Origin of the sequence: Micromonospora sp. LH3U1, from assembly GCF_028475105.1 — a bacterium.
Lineage (GTDB): Bacteria > Actinomycetota > Actinomycetes > Mycobacteriales > Micromonosporaceae > Micromonospora.
On the sequence record NZ_CP116936.1, the window covers coordinates 2,941,345 to 2,964,514 of the forward strand.

Sequence of the window (23,170 nt, forward strand, 5' to 3'; positions counted from 1 at the left end):
CCACACGCGTGCCTGGCGGTATCGTGCCCAGCGTGCTGCGACGGTGGACCCTGACGATCCTGATGGTGGCGTGCGGTGTGCTGGTGGCGGTGGCGCAGTTGGAAGCAGGCCCGTCCACCGTCGGCGGTGCCGAGTTGCTGATCTTCTTGGCGCTGGCACTGCTGCTGTCGCCGTGGGCCTTCCCCCGCTCGGTGGGCGCCGCCGAAGCGCAGCGGGCCAGCGCGGCGGACGGCCGGCCGATCGTGTTCTGGCGCCCCGGCTGTCGCTACTGCCTCCAGCTCCGGTTCTCCCTTGGCCGGCTCGCCCGGCGGGCGCACTGGGTGGACATCTGGCACGACCCGGCGGGTGCTGCCGCCGTCCGGGCGGTAGCCGGCGGCAACGAGACCGTGCCCACCGTCGTGCTCCGTGGTCAGGCTTTCGTGAACCCCGACCGGGCCTGGCTCCGCGAGCAGCTCCGCTCATCCTGAGTACGCCCGTCAGACGGCGGGATGGGGCCGTCGGCCGGATCACCCAGGAACCCTGCCTCGGTGGCTGGCATCAATGATCACCCACCATTTGGACGACTGCCAGCAAACCGACCCGTCACCGGGCCAGCGCAGACGTCGCAGCAGACCAGGAGGTAGTGACGAGGAACGCCTGGCTTGCGATGACTTGTTCCTCCCTCACCAACGCCGGATGAGCGATCAAAGTGGGTGGTGTCGTTCGTGGACTCGATTGCCCATCCGGGCAAGGCGGAACCCGGAACCCGGCGAACGCCCGCGCTGGCGGCAACCACGAGTACGGTTTCGGTGCTCGACAAGCACGGGCATCGGCGGTACGTCGCCGGGGCGGGAGCGGCCAGCCCGGTGGCGACGGACCGGGGGAGGGAGCGAGGGTGGCGCAGCAGAGAGCATTGGTGGTTCGGGGCGGGTGGGAGGGGCACCAGCCGGTCAAGGCGACGGAGTTGTTCATCCCCTTCCTCGAACGTAGCGGCTATGCCGTACGGGTTGAGGAGTCGACGGAGATCTACGCCGATGCCGCCGAGATGGCCGACACCGACCTCGTCGTGCAGTGCGTGACGATGTCGCAGATCACCCCGGACCAGTCGGCGGGCCTCAGCGCGGCGGTCATCGCCGGTACGGGTTTCACCGGCTGGCACGGCGGTATCGTGGACTCGTTCCGCGCGTCATCCGAGTACCTGCATCTGGTGGGCGGCCAGTTCGCGACCCATCCGGGTCAGGAGCCGTGCGAGCGTCGCGGTGGCGCGGAGGACAACTTTCTGCCCCACACGGTGCGCATCACCGACCTCGGCCGGGAGCATCCGATCACCGCGGGAATCGAGGACTTCGACCTGGTCACCGAGCAGTACTGGGTGCTGCACGACGACCTGATCGACGTACTGGCCGTCACCACCCACCCAACGCAGCCGTGGCATCCATGGCACCGGCCGGTCACCTCGCCGGCGATCTGGACCCGACTCTGGGGTGCGGGGCGCATTGTCGTGACGACCCCGGGTCACAGCCTTGACGTGCTGGAGCACGCAGGCGTCCGTACCGTCATCGAGAGGGGGATGATGTGGGCGACCCGCACCGCGTCGGCGTCGTAGGTCTCGGGGTCATCTCCCGCGCGTACCTGCACACACTCGCCAACCACCCGGCGGTGAGCATCGCCGCGGTGGCCGACCTCGACGGCGCCCGGTCGGCTGCGGTCGCAGCCATGATTCCCGGCGCCGAGGCGTTGAGCGTCGAGCGCCTGCTCGCCCACCCAGACGTGCAGACGGTGCTCAACCTCACGATCCCTGCGGCGCACGCCGATATCTCGCTCGGCGCGATCGACGCGGGCAAGAACGTATATGTCGAGAAGCCGCTCGCCGTGACGTTCCCGGACGGCCACTCGATCATCAAACGGGCCGCTTCGGCTGGCGTCCGCGTTGGGTGCGCGCCGGACACCGTCCTGGGTACGGGTACGCAGACGGCGCGGGCGGCGATCGACGGCGGGCTCATCGGACGCCCGTTGTCCGCGTCGGCCGTCATGGTCACGCCAGGGCACGAGCGCTGGCATCCCAACCCCGACTTCTACTACGCCCCGGGCGGCGGCCCGTTGCTGGACATGGGGCCGTACTACATCTCGGCGCTCATCCACCTGCTCGGGCCGGTTCGCGCGGTGGGCGGAGCCGTCAGCCGCCTGCGCGCCGAGCGCGTCATCGGCTCGGGCCCGCGCATCGGCCAGCGGATTCCGGTGGAGGTGGACACCCACGTGACCGGCGTGCTCGAGCACGCCAACGGTGCTCTCTCCACCATCACCACGAGCTTCGACGGCGTCGCGACGACGGCCGCACCGATCGAGGTACACGGGGAGACCGGCACGCTCGCCGTACCCGACCCGAACGACTTCGACGGTGAGGTCCGCCTCTTCGCGCTCGGCGGCACCGAATGGCGCGTTCTCGAGCCGCAGGCCGGTTACGCCGAGGGTTCCCGAGGCATCGGTCTGATCGACCTTGTCAGGGCCGACGGTCAGCGTCCGCCGCGTGCTGGCGGCGACGTCGCGCTGCACGTACTCGAAACGATGACGACCCTGCTCCAGTCGGCAGCCGAAGGCCGGCGGATCGAGCTGACGACGGTGGTGGAGCGGCCCGCACCAGTTCCGCTCATTCCGGTCGAGCACTGGAAGGCGTACGACTCATTCGGACACTGAACGGGGGCCGGGTGGCGGTCGGCGCTGGCTCGACGGCCCGGCCCCGCCGCGCGTCCACGGCGAGCAGCGCGAGGGCGACCAACGTCAGCAGCCCGCCGACGAGTGCCAGCGGGCGTGCCCCCGAGGTGGGCAGGAGGGCGCCGCCGAGCAGTGATCCGCCGGCAATGCCGGCGTTGAAGGCGGTGCTGACGCCGGCCGACGCGATGTCGGTGCTGCCCGGAGCCAGTTGCAGCATCCGGCTCTGCACGGCGGAGCCGAACGCCGCGTAGGCGAGACCGAACCCGGCGAGCAGTGCCACCACGCCGGGCCGGAGCGCGCCGAGCGCGTACAGGCCGAACAGCGAGGCCGCGCCGATGCTCAGCGGCGTCAGCAGGGACGCGATCGGCTGGGAGTCCAGGGTCCGGGCCGCGGCCAGGGTGCCGATGACGCCGGCGGCGCCGGAGACGAACAGCAGCGGCGCCAGCGCCGCGTCGGCGAAGCCGCTGACGTCGAGCAGGAACGGTGTGACGTAGGTCTGCAGGGTCATGAAGCCGCCGATGCCGAAGGCGGTCGCGATCAGCAACAGGGCGAAGCGGCGCCCGTCCGGTGCGGTGCCCCGGGCGGCGCCGCCAGCGGCCGGGGGATAGGAGGGAAGGAGGACGAACACCGCGGCGGCCATCACCAGACCGACCCCGGCGAGCACCGCGAACGCGGCGCGCCAACCGGCCTGCTGCCCGAGCCAGGTGCCGAGGGGTACGCCGAGCACCGGGGCGAGCGTTGCCCCGGCCGCGAACAGCGCCACCACCCGGCCGCGCACCGCGACCGGGAAGGGCCCGGTAACGGTCGCCGTGGCGATGGACCAGAACAGCGCCTGGGCGAGGGCGGTCACGACGCGGGATCCGGCCAGCACGGTGTACGTCGGCGCGAGCGCGGCTGTGGCGTTCCCGGCGGCGAACAGGAGCATCGTGACGCCGAGCAGTTGACGCCGGGGTATCAGCTGGGTCAGCCGGGCCAGCGGCACGGACGCCAGCACGACCACGACGGCGTACCCGCTGACCAGCAGACCCACCTGCGCGCGCGACCGATCGAGATCGGGTGCGATGTGGGTCAGCAGACCGACGGGTAGCAACTCGGTCGTGATGAACGCGAACGCGGCAAGGGAGAGCGCGACGAGCACGGCCCTGGCCCTTCGCGGCGACACCTCCGGAGCCATGGCTCACCCCCCATTCATGGTCACCGTAATCGAGGGGCCCGACCCCCGCGCCGGTGAGTAGCACCTGGGAGCGGCAAGTCACAACCACCGGCCGTCCCGCCGCAGCAGACCACCGAAGCGGCGCTCCTGGTCGCCAGTCACCGCCCGCGGCACCTGTCTCGTCGTCTGCCTCGCGGGATCACACTCGTTGCCGGATCTGACTACGCTTTCCATTGACTCGGACGCTTCGTTGGAGGGCGCATGTCGGTGAATGGACCGGCGGGCGGGGAGTTCGCTCGCATGCTGGACGCGACGGTTGGCGCGTTGCGCGCCACCGGTGCTGCGCCGGAGGATGAGGAGACCGCGCGCCTGCGCCGGATCGGTGAGTCCGCGGAGGGGCAGGTCCGTGCCGAGTTTGGCGCCGATGGCCGGCTGGAGTCGCTCACGCTGGACCCGCGGATGATGCGGCTCGGCTCGGCCGAGGTCTGCGACCACGTGATCTCGGCCGTGAACGCGGCGATCGACTCGATGCGCGGCGGCGGCCCCGCGCTGGCGTCCGGCGACCTCTCGCAGCTCACCGAGCAGCTGGAGCAGGTCCGTGACACGGCCGTGCCGCGACTCGGCGCGTTCCTGCAGGCGCTCACGGACGCGCAAGAGCGGATGGCCCGGGGAGGTGCCCGATGAGCGGCTTCGAGGTCGAGCCCGCGTTGCTGCGTTCCGGCGGCAACGAGGTCATCGGCGCCGCCGAACGCTTCATCGGCCAGCTGGAGAGCTTCGAGGCGCAGATGCAGGGGTACGGCGAGCCGTGGGGCGCCGACGACATCGGCTCGCTGATCGGCATCGCGTACACGGAGGCATCCACCTGGGTCCTGGACTGCATCGGCGTGGCCGCCGAAGAGATCGGATCGGCCGGCAGTGACCTGACGCAGATGGCCGAAAACTACGAGCTGGTCGAGGAAGCGTCCGCGAACGCGCTGCGGGACATCCAGGGAATGCTGGGGTGACGGCATGGGACTTCAGCTGCCGGGTGAGCTGATCACGGCACTCAGCTGGATCGGCTACACCTGGCCCGAGGGCGATGAGGAAAAGCTGTTTGAAATGGGCCAGGCCTGGCTGGACTTCGCCGGCACGGTCGCCGACGCCTCCGGAGAGGCCGGCTCGGCTGCGGCTGCGGTCTGGTCGCAGCACCAAGGCGAGTCGGTGCAGGCGTTCCAGAAATGGTGGTCCAACCCGGAGAGCGGTCCCGGCACGCTGCCGGATTACTCCCAGGCCGCGATGCTGATCGGCACCGGCCTGATCATCGCCGCCGCGATCGTGCTCGCGCTGAAGATCCAAGTGATCGTGCAGTTGGCGATCCTCGCGTTCGAGGTGGCGCAGGCGATCGCCACCGCCGTCGTCACGTTCGGCGCGTCGCTGGCCGAGATTCCGATCTTCCAGATGATCACGCGGGAAATCGTCGGCCTGCTGATCGACCAGGTAATCCAGGAACTCCTCGATGCGTAGCAAGGCGCCGAAGAGCTCGAAACAACGAGGCAACGCGGGCAAGCCGAAGGTTGGCAAGGGCGTCCGCGCGGCGGTGAAGAAAGCCGCCGCCAAGCCGGTGGTGCGCAACAACGACCTGCCCGAGGTCACTATCAAGGTGCAGCGCAAGTCGCTCCACGCGCGCGGCCAGTTTGACCGCAAGATGAACGCGCTGAAGAAACTCAGCGACGAGGGCAAGCTGTTCAAGCAGGCGAACCCGGTCGCCCGGGACAAGAAGATCACGGCCGACTACAAGAAGCGCATCCGGCAGAAGATCTTCGACAAGTACTGGCCCCACGACAAGAAGATGGCGAACAACCTCGCCGCCCGGCTCCGCAAGCAGCAGCCCGACCATGTGTGGGAGCTGCAGCTCGGCGGTGCCGACGACGTTAGTAATCTGAAGCTCCTGCACGGCAGAACGAACTGGGATGTCGGCGGGCAAATCTGGCATCAGATCAAGAACCTGCCCGATGGAACACCGATCCGAATAGAGGTAGTGGATTGAATCCCGAGCTGCGGGAGCTCATCGCTGAGCTGCGTACCGGCTTGGAGGCCGACCAGCCCGCGACGCTGGCCTGGGCCCAGATCAACGAAGGCGCTCCGGCCGACAAGATTCCCGCCGGTCTGCCGCAGCCGGTCCGGGAGCTGCTGGAGACCGCCAACGGTATTCTGGCCGGCGCGTTCGACCTGCCCGCAATCGCGGACATCGATGACATTCAGTACTACATCGAGCAGATGCCCGAGTTCACCGGCGTCGCCGACGAACCCGCCGAGTGGCTGGTCATCGGCACGCTGCACGACGAGCCGCTGCTGATCCGGCGCGACACCGGCGCGGTCTGGTACTTCCCGGCGGAGACCACCGACGAGTGGTTCACCCGTGAGCTGTTCCTCGACGTCGCGCCGGACCTTGACTCGTTCCTCGTCTACTACGTCTTCGGCGCCGGGTACGGCGAGATCGGCTTCGACGACGACGAGTGGTGGGGCTTCCTTGACGAGCACGATCTGACCACGCCCGGCGACGAGGACGAGGAGACGGACGATTGACCGCAACACACGAGGAGCTCACCGCGCTCTGGGGCGCCGACGGGATGATCTACTTTCCGCTCGACCGGTTTGACGACGTCCTCGGCCCGCTGACGCCGGAGCTCTTCCCGCCGTTCGGGGCCATCCCGGTCGATGTGCCGATCCTGTTCACGGTCGACGTCGACGTCTCCGGCATGGAGCTGTTCTCCAAGTTGAAGATCGAGATCGGCGACGCGAGTCCCCGCATCTACATCGTCCTCGGTAGCTCACCCGAGGACCCGCAGATGCTTTTCTGCCTCGACTCGCTGACCGGATCCGTCGTGTTGCTGGACCTGGAGACGCCCAACTTCGAGACGGTCAACGCGACGTTCGCCGCGTTCGTCGAGTTCCTCTACCGGCTCGGGCAGCTCATCGCGACAGACCCGGGCGGCCGGGCCCGCGCCGCCCGCGCAGCCGCGATCCGCACCGACCTGATGGACGTCGACTCGTCCGCGTTCGCCGACCCGAAGTCCTGGTGGAGCATGGCCTTCGATCAGCTGGAATCCACCAGCCGATAGCCTCGTCACCAAGAGGTACGGCCGCCTGCTTCTGTCCCGCATTCGAGGCGGCGAAGCACGACGCGCGAAACGTCTCGTCGGTCGCCGTAGGCTTCGACCGGCTCCACACGATCTGTACGGAGCTGACCGAGCGGGATGACCCGCAGCAGTGGGCACCGCTGCTCTACGCCGTCATGGAACGTCTCGACGAGGCGGATCTGGGTAGTCCTGGCCCGCTCGTGCACACCCTGGAGACCTGGCATGGCTACCGTCCGCTGCTGGTCGCGTCGCTGCGCCGCAAACCGACTCCGTTGACCGTGTGGATGGCCAACCGCGTGCTCAACGGCAATCCACCGGATACTCATCAGTGGTTGCAACTGCTGCGGGAAGCGGCGAACCATCCCGTGGCATCGTCTCAAGCCCAGGCCGATGCCCGTGGCTTCCTCAAGTACCAGGCCACGCGGTCGTAGCGGCCAGCGACGGCATCCCGGTCAGCTCGACTCAGGTTCCGATTGCGACAACGACCCCGCGGGTGACCGCACTGCTCGCACAGTCACTCGTACCGGTACCTCAGCGAGTCCGCCTCCGCCTGCTCGATGTCAGCGATCGTCAGCTCCGGCATCCGCAGCTGGGCCAGCGTCACCTCGGCCGAAGTCGGCTGGGTGTCCGCCGGGAGCCACTGCTCCGGCTTCCAAGCCCCGCTGCGTAGCAACGCCTTGGGGCAGTGCGGGTAGACCTCCTCGATCCCCAGCACCAGCGCACTGGCCGGCGGCTTGCCCACGGCGGTCAGTTGCGACAGCAACTCCGGGCGAGTGGAGACGCAGGCCCGGCCGTTCACCCTGAGCGTCGTGGTGCGCCCCGGGATGACGAACAGCAGCCCGGCCCGCCCGGTGGCGACGATGTTCTGCAGGGTGTCCAGACGCTTGTTGCCAGTCGCGTCCGGTATCGCCACCGTCCGTGCGTCCAGGACGGCGACGAACCCGGCGGGGCCGCCGCGCGGGGAGACGTCACAGTTGCCCTCGGCGTTCACGCTGGCGATCAGGACCAACGACGAGCAGCCGATCAACCGCCGGGTCTGCTCGGTGAGTTCGGTCATCTGCTTCCGCACGGCCGCGTCGCTGGGGAGTTCGTAGGCCCGGCGCAGCGCCTCCTGGTCGGACACGGCGTCGAGGCGCAGCGAGTCGAAGGCACTGGCGGCAAGGGCTGGCGTCATGCCGCCGACCCTAATGGACCGACCGGCTGACGACCGTCCCAGACCACCTACCTGCCAGAACCTTGACGCAGGTTGCGACGCATTGTCGAATTTCGTGGACACGAAGTTCACGATCGAATGCTACGGCTGCCCGCCAGGCCAGACTTCGGGTGTGTCAGAGCAGCCTCGTGGATTGCTTCCAGAGGTCCTCCGCCCGGAAGTACCTGGCAGTGAACTCCTCTTCCAGGGGGCCCGTGTCCGTCTCATCCGTCCACCAGCCTGGCCAGACGTCGACACCGGAGGGCTCGCTGATGGTCGCGAGGACAGTGGAGCATCGGTGGCAGCGCCGAGGTGCCGAGTCCCGGAACTGCCCGCCGCAGTCGCATCGCCGTAGTCGCGCCTCAAGTGCCGCCATCAGCGTTGGGTAGGTCTCGTCGCGGGCAGGGAGCGCGTCCGCGATGGCCATGACCGTGCTGTCGTAGCAACTGACATCTACCCGCATTAGGCAGCTGTCGCAGTAAAGGAAGTAGCAGTCCAACAGCGGCGAGTGGTCGAGGCGGTAAAGGCGCTCGTGGCACTCCGGACAGGTAATCTCCTCGCCGTTAAGCCAGTTGTCGTCTAATTCGTCCGGTTGGCTCACGGCTTGATTGTTCCACGGTCTGAAGGCGCTGCGGCGGCGGTGGTGCGCCCGCGACCTTGGGGTCAACGTCGACGGTGTGCGGCAACCTCGGCAGGCCGAGCGGGAGACGTCGGACCGAAAGGCGTGTAGACGCCCGCGCAGTCGGCGAAGTTCCTCAAGTACCACGCAGGCCTCGGTCCGAACTGGACCGTGAGCCGTCGGCAGCGGTGTCGTCGGAGCCGGATGAAGAGTCGTCGCGGCACGGACGGCGGCGGCGGCGAGAACGTCCTCTGGTACCCACGACTCATCGCACTGTCGCCGCAGCAGGGCCGACAACCTATGGAGTGGGTACCAAGCCCGAAACCGTAACTTTGTTCCAGGGGACAATTTGGGCGGCACAAGATCGGTTGATGGCCAACGCGATCCCAGCGGTTTGTTGGGCTCCGACCACCTGCGGTTCCAGCACGGCGGTGTCCTGAGGGGCCAGGAATCGGGACAGTGCGCCGACGTGCCCGTCAACAGTCAGGCCAACCCGACCGCGGCAGCGGATGTGCCTGGTGGATGGTGTGGTCAGGGGTGTGACGACGCGACGATCGTGTCACCCGGCATTGCTGGGTCGATGAGAATCTTGGCGTGGGTCTCCGGGTCGGCCAGGGTCTCGAAGGCGTGGGGGACGCCCGTCAGCCCGACCCGCCCGGTGGCGATCGGTGCCGCGTCGATGGTTCCGGCGGCCAGTGCGTGGAGCGTGTCGCGGAACTCCAGCGGCGTGTATCCGACCACGAACCGCAGGTCCTGTTCCTTGTTCACGGCCAGCGAGGGCCGGATCTTGTCGGCGCCCATGCACACGCCGACGACGACGATGCGTGAGTGCCGCGGCGCGGCGGCCAGAATGTTGTCGATCATGCCGGGTACGCCGACGCACTCGAACACGACCGGCCGTTTGGGCCGGGTCTTGCCGGCCTTGTCCAGCAGCCGCCAGGCCGCCCACCAGGGGACGGGTAGCTTGTGCAGGCCCTGCATCGCGTCGATGCCGGCGTCGTACTCCGCGGTCATCGTCTCGTGGAACCCGTGGCCGCCGGTGGCCGCCCATGGTGAGTCGACGGCTGGGTCGACGACCACATCGGCCCCGCATGCCCTCGCCAGCGCCCGCCGGCCGGCAGAGAAGTCGCTGGCGATGATCGTCGCCACGCCCCGCGCCTTGAGCACGGCGATCACCGCCAGCCCGACCGGGCCGCAGCCCAGCACGATCGCGACGTCCTTCTTCGTCACCTCGCCGCGGTTCACGGCGTGCCAGGCCACCGCCACCGGCTCCGTGAGTGCGGCGACGTCGGCGGCGAGCCCATCGGGTACGACCATGGTCAGCGCTTCCTGCACCACGACGTACTCGGCGTACCCGCCGGCGGCGGCAGCGGACAGGCCGATGCCGTCGACCTGGCCGTCACGTCGGACCAGCGGGACGGCCACGACCGGCGCTCCTGGCCTGATGCGGCCGGTGGTCGACGGGCCGCGGTCGGCCACCTCGCCGTAGAACTCGTGGCCCAGCACGACGCTCTCGTGCGAGCGCAGGTAGCGGGGGTAGCCGCACAGCGTCAACGTCTCGGCCAGCTCGTCGGCGTGCGTACGGGCGTGCAGGTCCGAACCGCAGATGCCGCATCGCCTCACCGCCACGAGCAGCTGCCCCGGGCCGGGCTGCGGGGTGGGCAGCTCCACGGTTTCGAGGCGGCCGCCGGTGAGGGTCACGGCTTTCATCGGCGGTCTCCTGTGGTGAGTTGGTAGACGTCCTCGCGCCAGCGGACGGCCTGCCGGCGGTAGCGGAAGGTCCAGTCCGGGTAGATGGTCGCGTTACGGCCATTCGCGTCCTGATAGAAGGTGCGGCAGCCGCCCACCTCCCACACTGTTCTGGCCAGTTTGCGGTCCAGTTCGGCGTTGTATGCCTCGTGCGCTGGTCGCTTCACCTCGATGGCCGTGCCTCCCGACCGTTCGAGGGCGCGGATGGCGTTCGTCACGTGCTCTATCTGCGCCTCGATCATGTAGACCATCGAACTGTGACCCAGACCGGAATTCGGCCCGAGGAACATGAAGAAGTTCGGGAAGCCGGGCACGGAGACGCCGAGGTACGCCTTGGGGGAGCCGGCCCAGACGTCGTTCAGCAGACGGCCGTCGCGTCCGCGTACCTTGTCGGCGAACGGGATGTCGGTGACGTGGAAGCCGGTGCCGAAGATGATCGTGTCGACCTTGCGCTCCACGCCGTCGGCGCCGACCACGGCGTCCTCGCGGATCTCCCGCAGGGCGTGCGGCACGAGTTCGACATTGGGCTCCTGTAGCGCCGGATACCAGGTGTTCGACGGCACGATCCGTTTGCAGCCGAGCGTGAAGCCAGGTGTGAGCAGCCGCCGCAGCTGCGGGTCGGCGACCTGCCGCTCCAGGTGTTTGCGAGCGACGCCTTCCAGAACAGTCATCAGCTTGGGGCGCTTGGCCATGCCGAGCACGAGCAGTTCCTTGCTGAGGTAGACCTTGCCACGTTCGAGTTTCTGCCGCCACGGCTGCGCCCGGAACCTGGCCCGCTCCGCGTCGCTGATCGGCCGCTTGTCGTGTGGGGTGATCCACGGGGCGCTGCGCTGGAACACGAATAGCCGGCTGGCCACGGTGGCCAGGTGCGGCACGTACTGGATCGCCGAGGCTCCGGTGCCGATGGACGCGATCCACTTGCCGGTGAGGTCGTAGTCGTGGTCCCACCGCGCCGAGTGCATGATCTTGCCCTGGAAGATGTCGAGGCCCGGCACGTCGGGGAGCTTGGGTTCGGTCAGCGGGCCCACCGCGCTGACCAGCACCTGGGCGGTCCACGGGCCCGCGCTGGTGTCCACGTGCCACAGCTGGTCATCCTCGTCCCATCGAGCCGCCTCGACGCCGACGCCGGTGCGCAGGTGCGGGCGCAACCCGAAGTCGTCGATGCAGCGCCGCAGATAGGCACGGATCTCCGGCTGCGGGGAGTAGGTCGAGGACCAGTCCGGGTTGGGGGCGAACGAGAACGAGTACAGGTGGGACGGGACGTCGCAGGTGCAGCCCGGGTAGGTGTTCGACTGCCAGACGCCGCCGACCTCGGGCTCGCGTTCGAGAATGGCGAAGTCGGTGACCCCGGCCTCGCGCAGGGCTCGTCCGAGCCCGATCCCCGAGAATCCGCCGCCGACGATCACAACCCGCATGTGCTGGTTCATGCCGGCACCTCGCCCGCGAGCATCGCCTCGTGGTCCGTCTTGACGGAGCGGGAGGCGGCCAGCATGCCGATCGCCGCCACGGCGAAGGCTACGGGCACGCCGATCATCATCGCGGTCTGCAAGCCCTGTGCCGTGGCAGCGGTGGTATCCGCCGACTGTGCGGCGAGGGCGTCGGAGAGGATGCCGACGACGATCGGGCCACCCGCGCCGCCCAGCAGATAACCGACGGCGAACATCAGGCCGATCGCGCCGGCGCGCTGCTGCGGGCCGATCACGTCCGACACGATGGGTACGGCCGCGGCCAGGTAGATGATGCCGAGCAGATAGGCCAGGCTCAGGAACAGCACGAGCTGCCACAGCCTGTCCCGGTTCGCGGCGAACCCCACGAGCGCGAACACGGCGGCCGCGGCAAGGCTGTACGCGGCGGTGCGTACCCGTGCGCCGAGCGACCTGCGGGCTGCGCGGTCCAGCAGGCGGCCGCCTATGAGCAGGCCGATCAGCCCGGTGATGCCGATGACGACCCCGCCGATCACGCCCGCGTCGACCAGGTCGAGGCCGTAGTAGCGCTGCAGGACCGGGGTGAGGAAGGTGCCGATCGCGTACGCCGCGAAGTTGTAGCCCGCGAAGCCGATGATCAGGCCGTACATCGAGCGGACTCGCAGCAGCGACCGCAGTGACGACCGCTGCGGTGCGGCCGCAACGGTCATGTCGTCGGCGGCTCCGCGCCGAGGTTCACGGATGCGGAGGACCAGGACCGCGACGATGAAGCCGGGGACCGCTGCGATGAGGAACGGCGCCCGCCAGCTGTCGAACGTGACGGCGAGGGCGCCGGCGGTGAGGAACGCCAGCAGCGTGCCGATCGGGAAGCCCAGCATGAACAGGGAGTTGGCTCGGGAGCGGCGCTCGCTGGGGTAGAGATCGGAGATCAGTGAACCGGTCGCCGGCCCGTAACTCGCCTCGCCCACTCCGACGCCGACGCGGGAGGCAAGGAAGCTCCAGAAGCTGGTCAGCACGCCGCCAGCGGCGGTGAACGCGCTCCACACGATCAGGCCCCAGCCCGCCACCATCGTGCGCGGAATCCGGTCGGCGAGACGGCCCAGTGGAACCCCGGCGACGGCGGCGACCAGGACGAACGCCGAGGCGAGGATGCCGACCTGAGTGTCGTCGAGCCCGTATTCCTCCTTGATTGGCTCCAGCACGACCGCCGGTAACGCCCGATCGTAGAAGTTGAGCAGGTTGCCGATGAACAGCAGCGCCAGCACATAACCGGCTTTGGAGTGTGAGCGTGGAGCCTCCACCGGGGATTTCGTCATGGGTTTCCCTTCGCCGAGGAGGAGGCTCGGGACGACGTCGGTGCACTCGTCCATGAGCTGCGCCACAGTCTTGCCCGCAAGGACACGGCTAGCTACGGAGCGTCAACCAAGATTGGGAGGCACTACTTTGTTCCGTGGAACAAAGTCCATGTCATAGGCTCGGGCGGTGACGGATGCGACCCACGTGGTGTGGCCGGTACGGCGACGAATGCCGGATCTCGTCACGCTCGACAAGGCCACCAGGAAGAAGGTGGCCACAGCCGTCGAACTGCTGCGGGCGCGCAAGGACGCGTACGGTGACCAGTTCCTGAAGATCACGCGGGAGCACCTGCCCGGCTACCGGGGTTTGCCGGACGACGAAATCCGGGCGACCGCGCAGCGCTTCATGGACACCCTGGTCGCCGAACTGTCCGACCTGCGCGTCCCCGATGAGGCCCTGCGCAAGCTGGTCCAGGCGGTTGCCGCCCGCAGCGCGGTTCGCGGGATCCCACCGGACGTGCTGGCCACCGGCTACCAGTTGGGGTCACGTGCGATGCTGGGCGTGCTGGACGAGGTGGGCGCTGAGGTCGGCCTGCCGCCGGATCTGGTTCTGGCGATCCACGACAACACCTGGGAATTCTCCAACGAGGCGTCCGCGGTGTTCGCGCGGGTGCACCACGACCTCGCGCTCGAACGGGCACGCTTCGACGCCGAACGCCGCTCCACGTACGCCGGTGGGGTGCTGCGCGGCACGTTCACCGCCGAGCAGGTCAACCGCGATGCCCACCTGTTCGGCTTCGATCCGCGCGTACGCCATGTGCCGCTCGCGGCGCGGGCCGCGTCGACCGGCGACGCCGACACGATCCGCCGCGCGATCGCGTCCGCGCTGCATGTACCCGCGGACCGGTTACTCTTCGCCGAGGTCGGCGCCACTCTCGGCTTCATCGCCCCGCAGGTGCCCGACCAGCTCACCGGCCACCTCGTGGCGGCCGGCCCGGCGGTTCCGCTGGATCAACTCCAAACGGCGTTCGCCGAGGCGGTGCTGGCCCTGGACACCGCCGAACGGTTCGGCCAATCCGGCGTCGTACGGTTGGCGGACCTCGGGCCACGGCCCCTGGTGCTGGCTGGTGCGCAGATCGCGGCTGGCCTCGTCGCACGTCACCTGGACGCCCTCGACCGCTCCGGCCGGGCGAACAATGACATCGCCGAGACCACGAGGGTCTACCTGAACTGCGATCAGCAGGTCCGCGACACCGCCCAGCGGCTCGCCGTGCACCAGAACACGGTGCGCTACCGGGTGCGCCGCTTCACTGAACTCACCGGCCTCGACCTGCGCCGCACCGAGGACCTGGTCACGGCGTGGTGGCTGCTGCATCGCCGTCGTCCCTCAGCCCCATGAGGGGTACGCCGCTACGAGGATGTTGGTGCGGCGCGCCGAGAAGCGCGCATCGACGCTCCGAAGTGCTCGCCCTGCTCATTCAGCCACCGCGGGAAAAGGAGGGGCTAGCGTGTTTCGTGTGCCCGAGGAACCCGACGAACACTTTCTGATGCACGAGGAGTCGGTGTTGGCCAGTCTGGTCGAGCTGTCCGGCGTCGAGATTCTGTGGTGCGATGACTTCTACGACGGAGCGATCGACGGGCTGGCCCGGTGGGACGGGCGGGAGTTCTGGCTCGCGGCTGTCTATCCACTGGACCATCGCCCCCGGCGCTATGTCCTGCACGAGATCAGGGCGGCGGGCGTCGAGGCGGCGTCAGCGCGGCACCGTCAACTGGGCGCCTACGCTGAGGCCTCCCGCCATGGACGCCTGGACTCGACACAGGAGCGAGCGTGGGGCCAAATGTGGGCGAGTCGGCCGGATTACCGCAGCGCCCCGGCTGTTGGATGGTTCACCGCCTAACCGCTGTCAACGCCTGTCGCGCTTCCGGTGACGGCGGCGCGAGCAGCCTCGCGCGTGGACTGGCCATCAGCCAGCGTCGACATGACCAACCGGGCCGCCGTACCAGATCGCACGGTCGCGAGCTCGCCTATCGCCTCATTGCGCCGAGACCCCGACACCGAGGGCGGTGAGGTCTCGCCGGCCCTCGGCGGCACGGTCGGGTAACAGCAGGAGCGTGCAGGCTCGCTCGAACCGGGCGCCGATGCGCTCCCATCCCGCCACAGAGGCGGTGAGGGCGGCGGCGTCGCCGTGCAGACGGCCTCGGGCGCGGGCGGTGCAGGCGGCGGCCCACGCGCTCTCGTGCCGCTCGGCGGCCGACAGCAGGTCAGGGGCGTCGGGGAGTTCGGCGACGACGGCCAGTTCGGCGCCCACCGCCCGCGAGTAGGGCGGAGACCAGCTGCGGACGCCGTTGAACGTCAGGCGGACAAGCGCGGCGGCGTCCTCGACCCGCCCGGAGTGTACGGCGAGCCGCGCGTCGACCATCGACACGAACGTGGAGTGCGGGGGTAGCTCCCCGATGACCTCGATCGCGCGGGAACGCCACAGCGCGCATCCCTCGTCGTCGCCGCGCAGCCCGTGGACGAGGGCGACCGCGGCCATCGGCGGCGACATCGTGCCGGTTCGCGGACGGCCGGCCCGCCGCCAACCCTCCCACGCGGTGCCCGCCATCCGCAGCGCCTCGTCGAAGCGTCCGCTGAGCACCAGCGGCGTGATCAGGAGGGCGGCCGAGTGATAGGAGCTGCCGGTGAGATCGTCGTTCATGGTCCGTTGGCCGATCGACAGGGCGGCCGGCAGGTCACCAACGCCGAGGGCGGCCAGGTGGGCCATCCGGTACGTGTCGACGATCTCCGGGGCGGCGTTCGGGTCGTGCCGGGACATCGCGGATAGCAGGGTCAACCGTTCGTCCGTGATCCGGCGAACGTCCGCGCTCCGCCCCGCCACCATGTCGGCCGTGGCTACCGCGTCCAGAGCCGCGCTGATCAGCACCGGATCGCCGGTGGCCCGGGCGGCTGCCACGGCTGCCTCGGCGAGCGCCGGGTCGGCCTCGTACCCGTCGGAGGTCGCGGCCCAGGCCGCCGCCTCGGCGAGGCGGGCCGCCACCACGGCGTCGCTCGACCCGTTGGCTGCCGACGCCGCCTCGTCGAGGAGGTCACGCAGGCGCTCGTACGGAACCTCGGCGGCGAACCCTGCGGGGTGCCGCCGCGCGGTGGTGACCGCCTGCGCCAGCGCGATGGCCGTGGCCCCACGATCCCCGGCCGCGCGGGCCCGCTGAGCGGCGGCCAGCAGCAGGTCGAAAGGCTGCTGACCGTCGTCACCGATGGCATGCGTGACGGCGGAGGCCGCGCACAGGTCCGCCGCGGCTTCGCCCGGAGCGGGGGCCCGTTCGGCGGCGGTCCGGTAGTGGCCGAGCGATTCCATCAGGAACCGCCGTGAGTAGGCGAGGTGTGCCAGTGCCTGGGCCAGCCGGTGCGGCAGCTCACCCGGGCCTTCGGGGGAGATGGCGAGGGCGGCTCTCAGATCGTCGGCGACGCCGTCGAACTCTTCGTACCACTCGTCGCCGTCCAGCCTCGTCTCCAGCTCGGTGGCGACGTCCGCCGCCCAGTGCAGGTGCCGGTCCTGGATCTCCGGCCGCTCGCCCGACACGTCCAGCTGTTCGATGGCGAACGCGCGCACCGTCTGCAGCAGTCGCCACCGGACCGCTCCGCCTCGGCGGTGCACGCTGACCAGGCTCTTGTCCGCCAGCCTGCCAAGCACGTCGGCAACCGCACCGCGGGTGCTACCGGTCGGGCTCACCCCGGCGACGGCGGCGAGGTCGAACGCTCCGGCGAAGACGGCGAGCCGCCGGAACAGTGCCTGTTCCTCGTCATCGAGCAGGTCGTGGCTCCAGCCGATGACTGCGCGCAGCGAGCGGTGCCGCTCGTCCACACCCCGACCGCCGGCCACCAGCCGTAGCTGGTCGTCGAGCGCGGCCAACAACCCGTTCTCGCCCAGGGTGGCACTACGGGCCGCGGCCAATTCGATCGCCAGCGGCATGCCGTCCAGTCGCGCGCACAGCTTGGCGACCACCACGGGGTCCGCCCCGAACCCGGGGTCCGCGGCGGTAGCGCGGTCGATGAAGAGCCGCTCGGCGTCGGACTCCAGCGGCAGCGGGCCCAGCGGTACGGCACGTTCACCCCGTACGCCGAGGCGTTCCCTGCTGGTGGCGAGGATGTGGGTGCCGGGGCAGGCGGCCAGCACCCGCTCGGCGAACGGTGCCACCACGTCGATCACATGCTCGCAGTTGTCCAGCACCAGCAACGATCGACTCTCTCCGAGCCGCTCCACCACAGCGTCCTCCAGCGACTGCTGGGGGCGCTCGCTGACGCCGAGCGCGGTGGCCACTGCCTGTGCGACGTACCCGCCACGGGCCGGGACGAGGTCGACGAACGCGCCGCCGGAGGGAAAGGAGGGCCCTGCCGCGCCGGCGATCTGGCCCGCCAGCCGGGTCTTCCCCACCCCGCCTGGTCCCACCACGGTCACGAGTCGGGCGCCGCGCAGCGTCTCCATCAGGTGCTCGCGCTCCACGCTCCTGCCAACGAAGGTGGTGAGCGCCGACGGCAGGCCGGCCAGCCGCCCGGGTACCGGGGCCCCCGCCTGCACCTGTACGGCGAGCTCGCCGAGCGCCCTTCGGTCGGCGACACCGTACTTGCGCAGCAGCGAGGAGACGTGATTCTCCACGGTCCGCACGGAGATGTGCAGCCTGCCGGCGATGTCGGCGTTGGACATGCGCGCGCCGAGCATGACGAGCACCTCGACCTCTCGCTTCGACGCTCCGGCGGGATGGGTGACGTCCATCCCTCCATCATGGTCGACGCTGGATCAGTAGTGCGTAGTCCCATGAGTGGTGGAATGCGTGGTCGCCGCCGATGCCCGTCCCGCCCCCCGTGCAGCAGGCTCTACCCGAGTTCAGCGAAATCACCTGGGAGACATCATGGGACGCGTTGTTCTGTCCATCTTCACCAGCGCCGACGGGGTCGTCGTCAACCCGCAGCGGTTCACCTTCCAGTTCGTCAGCGAGGACTCCATGCGGACCGGGCTGGCGCAACTGCGGGCCGCCGACGCGCTGCTGCTCGGCCGGGTCACCTATGAGGGGTTCGCCGCGTCCTGGCCGAGCATGACCGACGAGGCGGGCTTCGCGGACAAGATGAACAGCATGCCCAAGTACGTCGTCTCGACGACGCTGGACCGGGGCGAGTGGAACAACACCACCGTCATCAGCGAGAACGTCGCCGAGACGATCACCAAGCTGAAGGCCGAGGTGCACGGCGACATCCTGATCTACGGCAGCGTCGCGCTGGTCAGGTGGCTGCTGCGCAACGAACTCGTCGACGAACTGCGCCTGGTCACCTACCCCGTCGTGATGGGTGGTGGCGTGCGCCTCTTCGAGGAGTCGGGTGAGCCGGCGGTCCTGCGGCTGGTCGGCGCGCAGGCGTTCGACTCGGGCGTGGTCATGCTGACCTACGCCCCCAGCGGGGACAATCTCGTCGGGTGGGGGCCGGAGCCTGGGGCCCCAGACGGTGAAGGATAAGAGCGAGCCGGCGCTCGGCCCTCGGCTGCGACACGTTCTACAGACCCGTGCTTTTCAACGAACAGTGCTGAAGGAGAAGACCGTGAACGACGATGTCACCCAGTACATCAACAAGACGCAGCCGTGGCAGATGGACGTATGTGAAAAACTACGTGCGATGATAGACCAGACCATCCCAGGTGTCGAGGAACGGCTTCAGTACGGCAAGCCGCACTACCTCAAGAACGGTCATTACGCGGCCGTCATCGCGGTAGCCAAGTCCAAGGTCTCGTTCATGGTCTTCAACGCGACGGAGATCCCCGAGGTCAAGGGATTCCTCCGGGCAATGGGCAACGGTGAACGCAAAACTGTCGACATCAAAGAAGGGCAGGACGTCGACTACGGCTCACTCGCCAGCATCCTGGGAAAGACCACGGCCGCCTTGTAGGTGCAGCGTGTCTGCCGGGGCAGGGTCTGATCGATCTGATCCGCCGCGATCAACAAATAGTAGTGATCCCAGCATCGACGAAAGAGAGCCGAGAACCCATCTGCGTACGGAAGCGATCTTCGGCGGGGTGCCGTGACGCTGACGCGGATCTCACGCCACGCGCGGCGGCGTCGGTTCCTGGCGGCGCTCGGTGCCGTGCGGCGGGATGTACGGGAGGAGCTCGGCGAGCTTGGCGGTGTTGCCGAGCCGGGTGAAGATCGCGCGAGCTTCCTCGAACGCCCGTCGCGCGGCCAACGGCTCGGTCTGCGCGTACGCCTTGCCCAGATTTGTGAGCGCCGCGGCCTGCATCGAATGCCATCCGCGGGTGCGCCAGATCGCTACCGATTCCTCGAGGTGGCCGATCGCCCGTGCGGGGCAGCCGTCGGCCAGCTCGATCTCGCCCAGCACCTCCAGCGCCTGGGCCAGGTGGTGGCTCATGTGGTACTCACGGCTGAGCAGCACCGACGTCTCGGCGATGCTACGCGCGGCCGGATCACCCCGTTGAAAGTCCAGCCGTGCCAGCGCGAGCAGCGTCAAGACCTCGGTGTACGTGTCGCCGTAGTGACGCGAGATGCTCAGCGACTCGCGAAGCATGCCGTGGCTACGTTCGAAGTTGGCGAGCTCGCGATGGGTGATGCCGGAGAACTGCAGGACGGTCGCGACCCAACGCGGATTGCCCAGGGTCCGCGCCTCGTCCAGTGCATCGGCCAGGCCAGCGGCGGCGTCGTCGAACCGCCCCTGCTCGTAGTAAGCGACTGACAGCGCCAACCGGGCCCGGATCCGGCCCCCCCGGTGCTCCGACCGGTTGGCCCACTGGAGGGCACGGGTGGCGTAGGTGATTGCGGTGGTGCGGTCGCCCGCCGCGGTGAGCGCCCAGGAGCACATCACGGCGGCGTCGCTCATGCCCTGCTCGTGCCTCAGGAGGGTGAACATGTCCAACAGCCGGAACGCCTCGTCGTGCAGCCGGGACATCGCGTCGCCGTCGCCGCCGTCGGTGATCCACGTGGTCACGTCGATCAGGCCGCGTAGCATGACCGCCTCACCGAGCAGGTTGCCCGCCGCGCGGCACGCAGACATGACCTCGGTGTTGGTGTCGACCCAGTCGCTGTACATGCCGCGCACGTCGAAATACTTCTCCATGCACCCGGCCAGGTCGAACGCCACGTCGTCGAGGCCGAGCAGACAGACCTGCCGGATCAGGGACAGCAGCGCCGCCCTCTCGGCATCGAACCACAGGCCCGGGTCGATACTCGGCGTGTACCGCTCGACCCAGCCCATGACCGGGCGCGGCGCGGGTCCGCTGATCGCCGCGTAGCACGGCCCTGGGATGTGTCCAGCCATCCGCTCGGTGAGGGCCAGCCAGCCGCCGAACCCGCGGGTGAGCGCGGCCGCAAGCGACTCACCGGTCTCCTCGACCGTGGCGCGCTCCCGAGCGAAGATCCGTACCAGGTCGTGGAAGCGGTAGCGCTGCTGCCCGGCCGCATCGGTGTCGGCGGCCGTCAGCAACTGCGCATCCACCAACGCTTCGGCGTGCTCGACGCCGGTGTCCAATGTCGAGTCGAGCATGGCTGCGGCGAACCAGGCCGGAAAGTCCGGCAGGTCGAAGAGGCCGAGCAGCCGGAACAGCCGCTGTGCCGTCGGGTCGAGCCCCTGGTAGCTCAGCGCCAGCGAGGCGCGAACCTCCAGGTCACCGACTGCCAACTGGTCCAGGCGGCGTCGCTCGTCGCCGAGCATCGTCGCCAGGTGTCCGAGGTGCCATTTGGGCCGGGCGGCGAGGCGCGCCCCGGCGACGCGCACCGCCAGCGGTAGCCCACCACACAACGCGATGATCTGCGCCGCCCCGGTGTGCTGTGCGGCCACCCGCTCGTCCGTGGTGATGCTGGCCAGGAGCCGGATCGCCGTCGTAGGTGCAAACACGTCGAGGTCGACGCGACGGGCACCCTCGATGCCGGTCAGCCGTGCCCGGCTGGTCACCAGGACAGCGCAGGTCGCCGTGCCCGGCAGCAGGGGTCGGACCTGGCTCTCGGTGGCCGCGTTGTCCAAGACCAGCAGCACCGAGCGGTCGGCGAGGCGGGTGCGGTACAGCTCGGCACGTTCGGTCTCGTCCGCCGGAATTCTCTGGTTCGGTACACCCAGCGCGCGCAGAAACCGGGCCAGGACGTCGCCGGACTGCAACGGCGACGCGTCGGCACCGCGCAGGTTGACGTAGAGCTGACCGTCGATGTATTTGGCGGCCAGCCGATGGGCGACGTGGACGGCGAGGGCCGTTTTGCCGACGCCACCCATGCCACTGATCGTCGCGATGGCCGGGGCGTGGTGGCGTCGGCCGGGTCCCGTCGGGCCCGACAGGTGCTCGTACAGCGGTACCACATGCTCCTCGCGGCCGGTGAAGTCGGCGATGTCGGCGGGCAGCATGGCAGGCACGGGTCCACCGTCCGGTGCGGGCTGCGGCGCGTCGTGCGTGACAGGTGCCGCGCCATCCGGCCGGGCCGTTGCGGCGGCGAGCGCATTGCGTGCCGCGACCCACGTGGCGACCGCCGCCCCGTCGAGCCCGCAGGCGCGGACGAACGTCGCGACGATGTCGCTCCTGGGCAGGCTGGCGCGGGCGAGCATCGAGGCGGTCGTACTCGCCGGCAGCACCTCACCGGCGGCCTCCGCCCGACGGGCCAGCTGCCGGTACGACAGGTCTGACCACGCTCTCAACTGGCGGAGAGCGGCAATGAACTCGCCCGGCCCGTTGATCCCATTCGGGTTCGGCGAACCACCAACATGCTGAGTCATGCGTCCCCCGCATCGACGTCGCTCTAGTTGATCACCCTAGTCCCCGACTGGTTGTGGAGCCAGGGGCGTTCAGGGCTGCCCGAGACAGACCCAGAAACCGAATCCATTGTGGTGGCTGGTCTCAGCTGAAGCGACGGCCGCACATCCAGAACGGTGACCGACACGTATCCATCTCCGAGCTCGGCCCGGGATAGGCGGGCAACTCGCTGCCTTCGGCGGTTCGTGACCTGCGGCCGATCGACGGGAGCGTGACAGGGAGCGGTCCCTGGTCAGCGTTCGCCGCTGAGTAGTGCGGCGTTGAAGTCGTCAGGTTTGACGGTGGTGGGACGGTCGCTGACTTGGCCGTCTCCGAGTTCGATGACGCGCCAGACGCCGTCGTCTCGCTGGGCGAGATCGACGGTGACGAACGGCAGGCCGAGCGCGGCGACCAGCGGCGTGGTCGCGGTGAGGTCGAGGTCGGCGGGTGGGAGGTCGTTCGGGGTGTCGGGGTGCGCTCCGATGAGTGCGCAGGTGCCGTTGATCCACCAGGTACGGACCTCGGCGGTGGTGAAGCGTTCGAAACGGCGCAGGACGAAGCCGCCGGTGACGTCGTCGCCGCGTAGTTCGAGGAATCGGGCCCCGACCTGCCAGGCGGTGGCAGCGTCGCTGAGGTCGGGGATGAACGCGGCTTCGTGCCAGTGGTGTTTCATCGACTTCGTGTAGTCACGCAGCACGGCCGGCCCCTCGCCGAGATCCGTGCGCGCCTGGTCGAACGCAGTCCGGTCGGTGCCGGTGGTCCAGGCGGAGGTCGGGGTGACCGGTGCGAGTGCGGCGTACCAGCCGGGGAGTTCGTGGGCGCGGCGGTACTGGTCGCTGCTGGTTCGTAGGGTCACGCCGCGGACGGCGAGCGCCTCGGCGAAGGCCTCGTACTGTTCGCTGCGGAGCATCCAGCCGCGGTAGACCGCGACCCCGCCGGTCGGGACCGTGGCGACGGCCCGCGCCGGGTCGTTCTGGGTCAGGGCGTCATGGTCGACCAGCGCGACGTCGAGCCCGGCGTCGCGGGCCGCGAGGGCTTCGGCCGCGAAGTGGTCGTCGGGCCGGCGTGGCCGCAGAGGGTTCGCGGGTACCAGCAACATCACCAGGGCATCATGCCCGAGGCGTGGCGGGGGCGATACCCGATATTCCTCCGGGCTGGAT

Annotated in this window: 23 protein-coding genes; 14 read left to right on the forward strand and 9 right to left on the reverse strand. The window is 69.3% G+C overall.

What is annotated here, in order from left to right; translation table 11 throughout:
* Positions 1-32: 32 nt before the first annotated feature.
* The 3 genes from PCA76_RS13270 (at position 33) to PCA76_RS13280 (ending at position 2,673) form a co-directional block, all read left to right on the forward strand.
* Positions 33-467: a glutaredoxin domain-containing protein gene (locus tag PCA76_RS13270; RefSeq protein WP_272618039.1), complete on the forward strand. Its 435-nt coding sequence runs from the start codon at positions 33-35 to the stop codon at positions 465-467.
* Between the two features lie 407 nt (positions 468-874).
* Positions 875-1,585 (forward strand): ThuA domain-containing protein, encoded by a 711-nt coding sequence (locus PCA76_RS13275; RefSeq protein WP_272618042.1) that lies wholly within the window; start codon positions 875-877, stop codon positions 1,583-1,585.
* Entirely contained in the window at positions 1,555-2,673 is a 1,119-nt protein-coding gene (locus PCA76_RS13280) for a Gfo/Idh/MocA family protein (protein ID WP_272618044.1), read from the forward strand. The genes PCA76_RS13275 and PCA76_RS13280 overlap by 31 nt, the downstream gene beginning before the upstream one ends.
* On the opposite strand, the gene PCA76_RS13285 is transcribed toward PCA76_RS13280, so the two are convergent.
* Entirely contained in the window at positions 2,627-3,865 is a 1,239-nt protein-coding gene (locus tag PCA76_RS13285; RefSeq protein WP_272618046.1) for an MFS transporter, read from the reverse strand. The two genes, PCA76_RS13280 and PCA76_RS13285, sit on opposite strands and share 47 nt — an antisense overlap.
* A 240-nt stretch (positions 3,866-4,105) precedes the next feature.
* On the opposite strand from PCA76_RS13285, the gene PCA76_RS13290 reads away from it, so the two are divergent.
* The 7 genes from PCA76_RS13290 to PCA76_RS13320 all read left to right on the forward strand — a co-directional run bounded on the left by PCA76_RS13290 (position 4,106) and on the right by PCA76_RS13320 (position 7,394).
* Positions 4,106-4,528, forward strand: coding sequence for a YbaB/EbfC family nucleoid-associated protein (locus PCA76_RS13290; RefSeq protein ID WP_272618048.1), 423 nt, complete (start codon positions 4,106-4,108; stop codon positions 4,526-4,528).
* Complete coding sequence (locus PCA76_RS13295; protein ID WP_272618050.1) at positions 4,525-4,848, forward strand: hypothetical protein; 324 nt, start codon at positions 4,525-4,527, stop codon at positions 4,846-4,848. Before PCA76_RS13290 ends, PCA76_RS13295 begins: the two co-directional genes overlap by 4 nt.
* A gap of 4 nt (positions 4,849-4,852) precedes the next feature.
* Positions 4,853-5,347: a WXG100-like domain-containing protein gene (locus PCA76_RS13300; protein ID WP_272618052.1), complete on the forward strand. Its 495-nt coding sequence runs from the start codon at positions 4,853-4,855 to the stop codon at positions 5,345-5,347.
* Complete coding sequence (locus PCA76_RS13305) at positions 5,340-5,870, forward strand: endonuclease (protein ID WP_272618054.1); 531 nt, start codon at positions 5,340-5,342, stop codon at positions 5,868-5,870. The genes PCA76_RS13300 and PCA76_RS13305 overlap by 8 nt, the downstream gene beginning before the upstream one ends.
* Entirely contained in the window at positions 5,867-6,409 is a 543-nt protein-coding gene (locus tag PCA76_RS13310) for an SUKH-4 family immunity protein (RefSeq protein ID WP_272618056.1), read from the forward strand. Before PCA76_RS13305 ends, PCA76_RS13310 begins: the two co-directional genes overlap by 4 nt.
* Positions 6,406-6,945, forward strand: coding sequence for an SUKH-4 family immunity protein (locus PCA76_RS13315; RefSeq protein ID WP_272618058.1), 540 nt, complete (start codon positions 6,406-6,408; stop codon positions 6,943-6,945). Before PCA76_RS13310 ends, PCA76_RS13315 begins: the two co-directional genes overlap by 4 nt.
* 173 nt (positions 6,946-7,118) lie before the next feature.
* Positions 7,119-7,394, forward strand: coding sequence for a hypothetical protein (locus tag PCA76_RS13320; protein ID WP_272618060.1), 276 nt, complete (start codon positions 7,119-7,121; stop codon positions 7,392-7,394).
* A gap of 83 nt (positions 7,395-7,477) precedes the next feature.
* On the opposite strand, the gene PCA76_RS13325 is transcribed toward PCA76_RS13320, so the two are convergent.
* From PCA76_RS13325 to PCA76_RS13345, 5 genes are all read right to left on the reverse strand, one after another.
* Entirely contained in the window at positions 7,478-8,137 is a 660-nt protein-coding gene (locus tag PCA76_RS13325) for an MSMEG_1061 family FMN-dependent PPOX-type flavoprotein (RefSeq protein WP_272618063.1), read from the reverse strand.
* Between the two features lie 154 nt (positions 8,138-8,291).
* Positions 8,292-8,756 carry a hypothetical protein gene (locus tag PCA76_RS13330; RefSeq protein WP_272618065.1) on the reverse strand — a complete coding sequence of 155 codons (465 nt, stop codon included), beginning with the start codon at positions 8,754-8,756 and terminating at the stop codon, positions 8,292-8,294.
* 549 nt (positions 8,757-9,305) lie between these two features.
* A complete protein-coding gene (locus PCA76_RS13335) occupies positions 9,306-10,484 on the reverse strand; it encodes a zinc-binding dehydrogenase (protein ID WP_272618067.1) in 1,179 nt (392 codons plus the stop codon).
* The gene (locus PCA76_RS13340; protein WP_272618069.1) at positions 10,481-11,950 is read right to left on the reverse strand and encodes a flavin-containing monooxygenase; all 1,470 of its coding nucleotides are present in this window, start codon (positions 11,948-11,950) and stop codon (positions 10,481-10,483) included. Before PCA76_RS13340 ends, PCA76_RS13335 begins: the two co-directional genes overlap by 4 nt.
* Positions 11,947-13,263, reverse strand: coding sequence for a spinster family MFS transporter (locus PCA76_RS13345; protein ID WP_272618070.1), 1,317 nt, complete (start codon positions 13,261-13,263; stop codon positions 11,947-11,949). The genes PCA76_RS13340 and PCA76_RS13345 overlap by 4 nt, the downstream gene beginning before the upstream one ends.
* A gap of 166 nt (positions 13,264-13,429) precedes the next feature.
* Here PCA76_RS13345 and PCA76_RS13350 point away from each other — a divergent pair, with 166 nt between their 5' ends.
* Positions 13,430-14,641: a PucR family transcriptional regulator gene (locus PCA76_RS13350; protein ID WP_272618072.1), complete on the forward strand. Its 1,212-nt coding sequence runs from the start codon at positions 13,430-13,432 to the stop codon at positions 14,639-14,641.
* Between the two features lie 109 nt (positions 14,642-14,750).
* Positions 14,751-15,140, forward strand: a complete 390-nt coding sequence (locus PCA76_RS13355) for a hypothetical protein (RefSeq protein ID WP_272618074.1) — start codon at positions 14,751-14,753, stop codon at positions 15,138-15,140.
* A 135-nt stretch (positions 15,141-15,275) separates the two neighbouring features.
* Here PCA76_RS13355 and PCA76_RS13360 read toward each other — a convergent pair whose 3' ends face one another.
* A complete protein-coding gene (locus PCA76_RS13360) occupies positions 15,276-18,014 on the reverse strand; it encodes an ATP-binding protein (RefSeq protein ID WP_272618075.1) in 2,739 nt (912 codons plus the stop codon).
* Positions 18,015-18,150: 136 nt separating this feature from the next.
* Between PCA76_RS13360 and PCA76_RS13365 the strand changes: the two genes are divergently transcribed.
* Together PCA76_RS13365 and PCA76_RS13370 are read left to right on the forward strand one after the other, a co-directional pair.
* Complete coding sequence (locus PCA76_RS13365) at positions 18,151-18,747, forward strand: dihydrofolate reductase family protein (protein ID WP_272618076.1); 597 nt, start codon at positions 18,151-18,153, stop codon at positions 18,745-18,747.
* Positions 18,748-18,829: 82 nt separating this feature from the next.
* A complete protein-coding gene (locus PCA76_RS13370; protein WP_272618078.1) occupies positions 18,830-19,174 on the forward strand; it encodes a DUF1801 domain-containing protein in 345 nt (114 codons plus the stop codon).
* Between the two features lie 150 nt (positions 19,175-19,324).
* On the opposite strand, the gene PCA76_RS13375 is transcribed toward PCA76_RS13370, so the two are convergent.
* Together PCA76_RS13375 and PCA76_RS13380 are read right to left on the reverse strand one after the other, a co-directional pair.
* A complete protein-coding gene (locus PCA76_RS13375) occupies positions 19,325-21,994 on the reverse strand; it encodes an ATP-binding protein (RefSeq protein ID WP_272618080.1) in 2,670 nt (889 codons plus the stop codon).
* Between the two features lie 269 nt (positions 21,995-22,263).
* Positions 22,264-23,109 carry an ATP-grasp domain-containing protein gene (locus PCA76_RS13380; RefSeq protein ID WP_272619359.1) on the reverse strand — a complete coding sequence of 282 codons (846 nt, stop codon included), beginning with the start codon at positions 23,107-23,109 and terminating at the stop codon, positions 22,264-22,266.
* Positions 23,110-23,170 lie beyond the last annotated feature (61 nt).

Coding starts and splice junctions, on each gene's coding strand:
- PCA76_RS13285 (WP_272618046.1), bottom strand. CDS start 3,865: ATGGCTCCGGAGGTGTCGCCGCGAAGGGCCAGGGCCGTGCTCGTCGCG.
- PCA76_RS13290 (WP_272618048.1), top strand. CDS start 4,106: ATGTCGGTGAATGGACCGGCGGGCGGGGAGTTCGCTCGCATGCTGGAC.
- PCA76_RS13295 (WP_272618050.1), top strand. CDS start 4,525: ATGAGCGGCTTCGAGGTCGAGCCCGCGTTGCTGCGTTCCGGCGGCAAC.
- PCA76_RS13300 (WP_272618052.1), top strand. CDS start 4,853: ATGGGACTTCAGCTGCCGGGTGAGCTGATCACGGCACTCAGCTGGATC.
- PCA76_RS13305 (WP_272618054.1), top strand. CDS start 5,340: ATGCGTAGCAAGGCGCCGAAGAGCTCGAAACAACGAGGCAACGCGGGC.
- PCA76_RS13320 (WP_272618060.1), top strand. CDS start 7,119: ATGGAACGTCTCGACGAGGCGGATCTGGGTAGTCCTGGCCCGCTCGTG.
- PCA76_RS13325 (WP_272618063.1), bottom strand. CDS start 8,137: ATGACGCCAGCCCTTGCCGCCAGTGCCTTCGACTCGCTGCGCCTCGAC.
- PCA76_RS13335 (WP_272618067.1), bottom strand. CDS start 10,484: ATGAAAGCCGTGACCCTCACCGGCGGCCGCCTCGAAACCGTGGAGCTG.
- PCA76_RS13340 (WP_272618069.1), bottom strand. CDS start 11,950: ATGAACCAGCACATGCGGGTTGTGATCGTCGGCGGCGGATTCTCGGGG.
- PCA76_RS13345 (WP_272618070.1), bottom strand. CDS start 13,263: ATGACGAAATCCCCGGTGGAGGCTCCACGCTCACACTCCAAAGCCGGT.
- PCA76_RS13360 (WP_272618075.1), bottom strand. CDS start 18,014: ATGGACGTCACCCATCCCGCCGGAGCGTCGAAGCGAGAGGTCGAGGTG.
- PCA76_RS13365 (WP_272618076.1), top strand. CDS start 18,151: ATGGGACGCGTTGTTCTGTCCATCTTCACCAGCGCCGACGGGGTCGTC.
- PCA76_RS13375 (WP_272618080.1), bottom strand. CDS start 21,994: ATGACTCAGCATGTTGGTGGTTCGCCGAACCCGAATGGGATCAACGGG.
- PCA76_RS13380 (WP_272619359.1), bottom strand. CDS start 23,109: ATGTTGCTGGTACCCGCGAACCCTCTGCGGCCACGCCGGCCCGACGAC.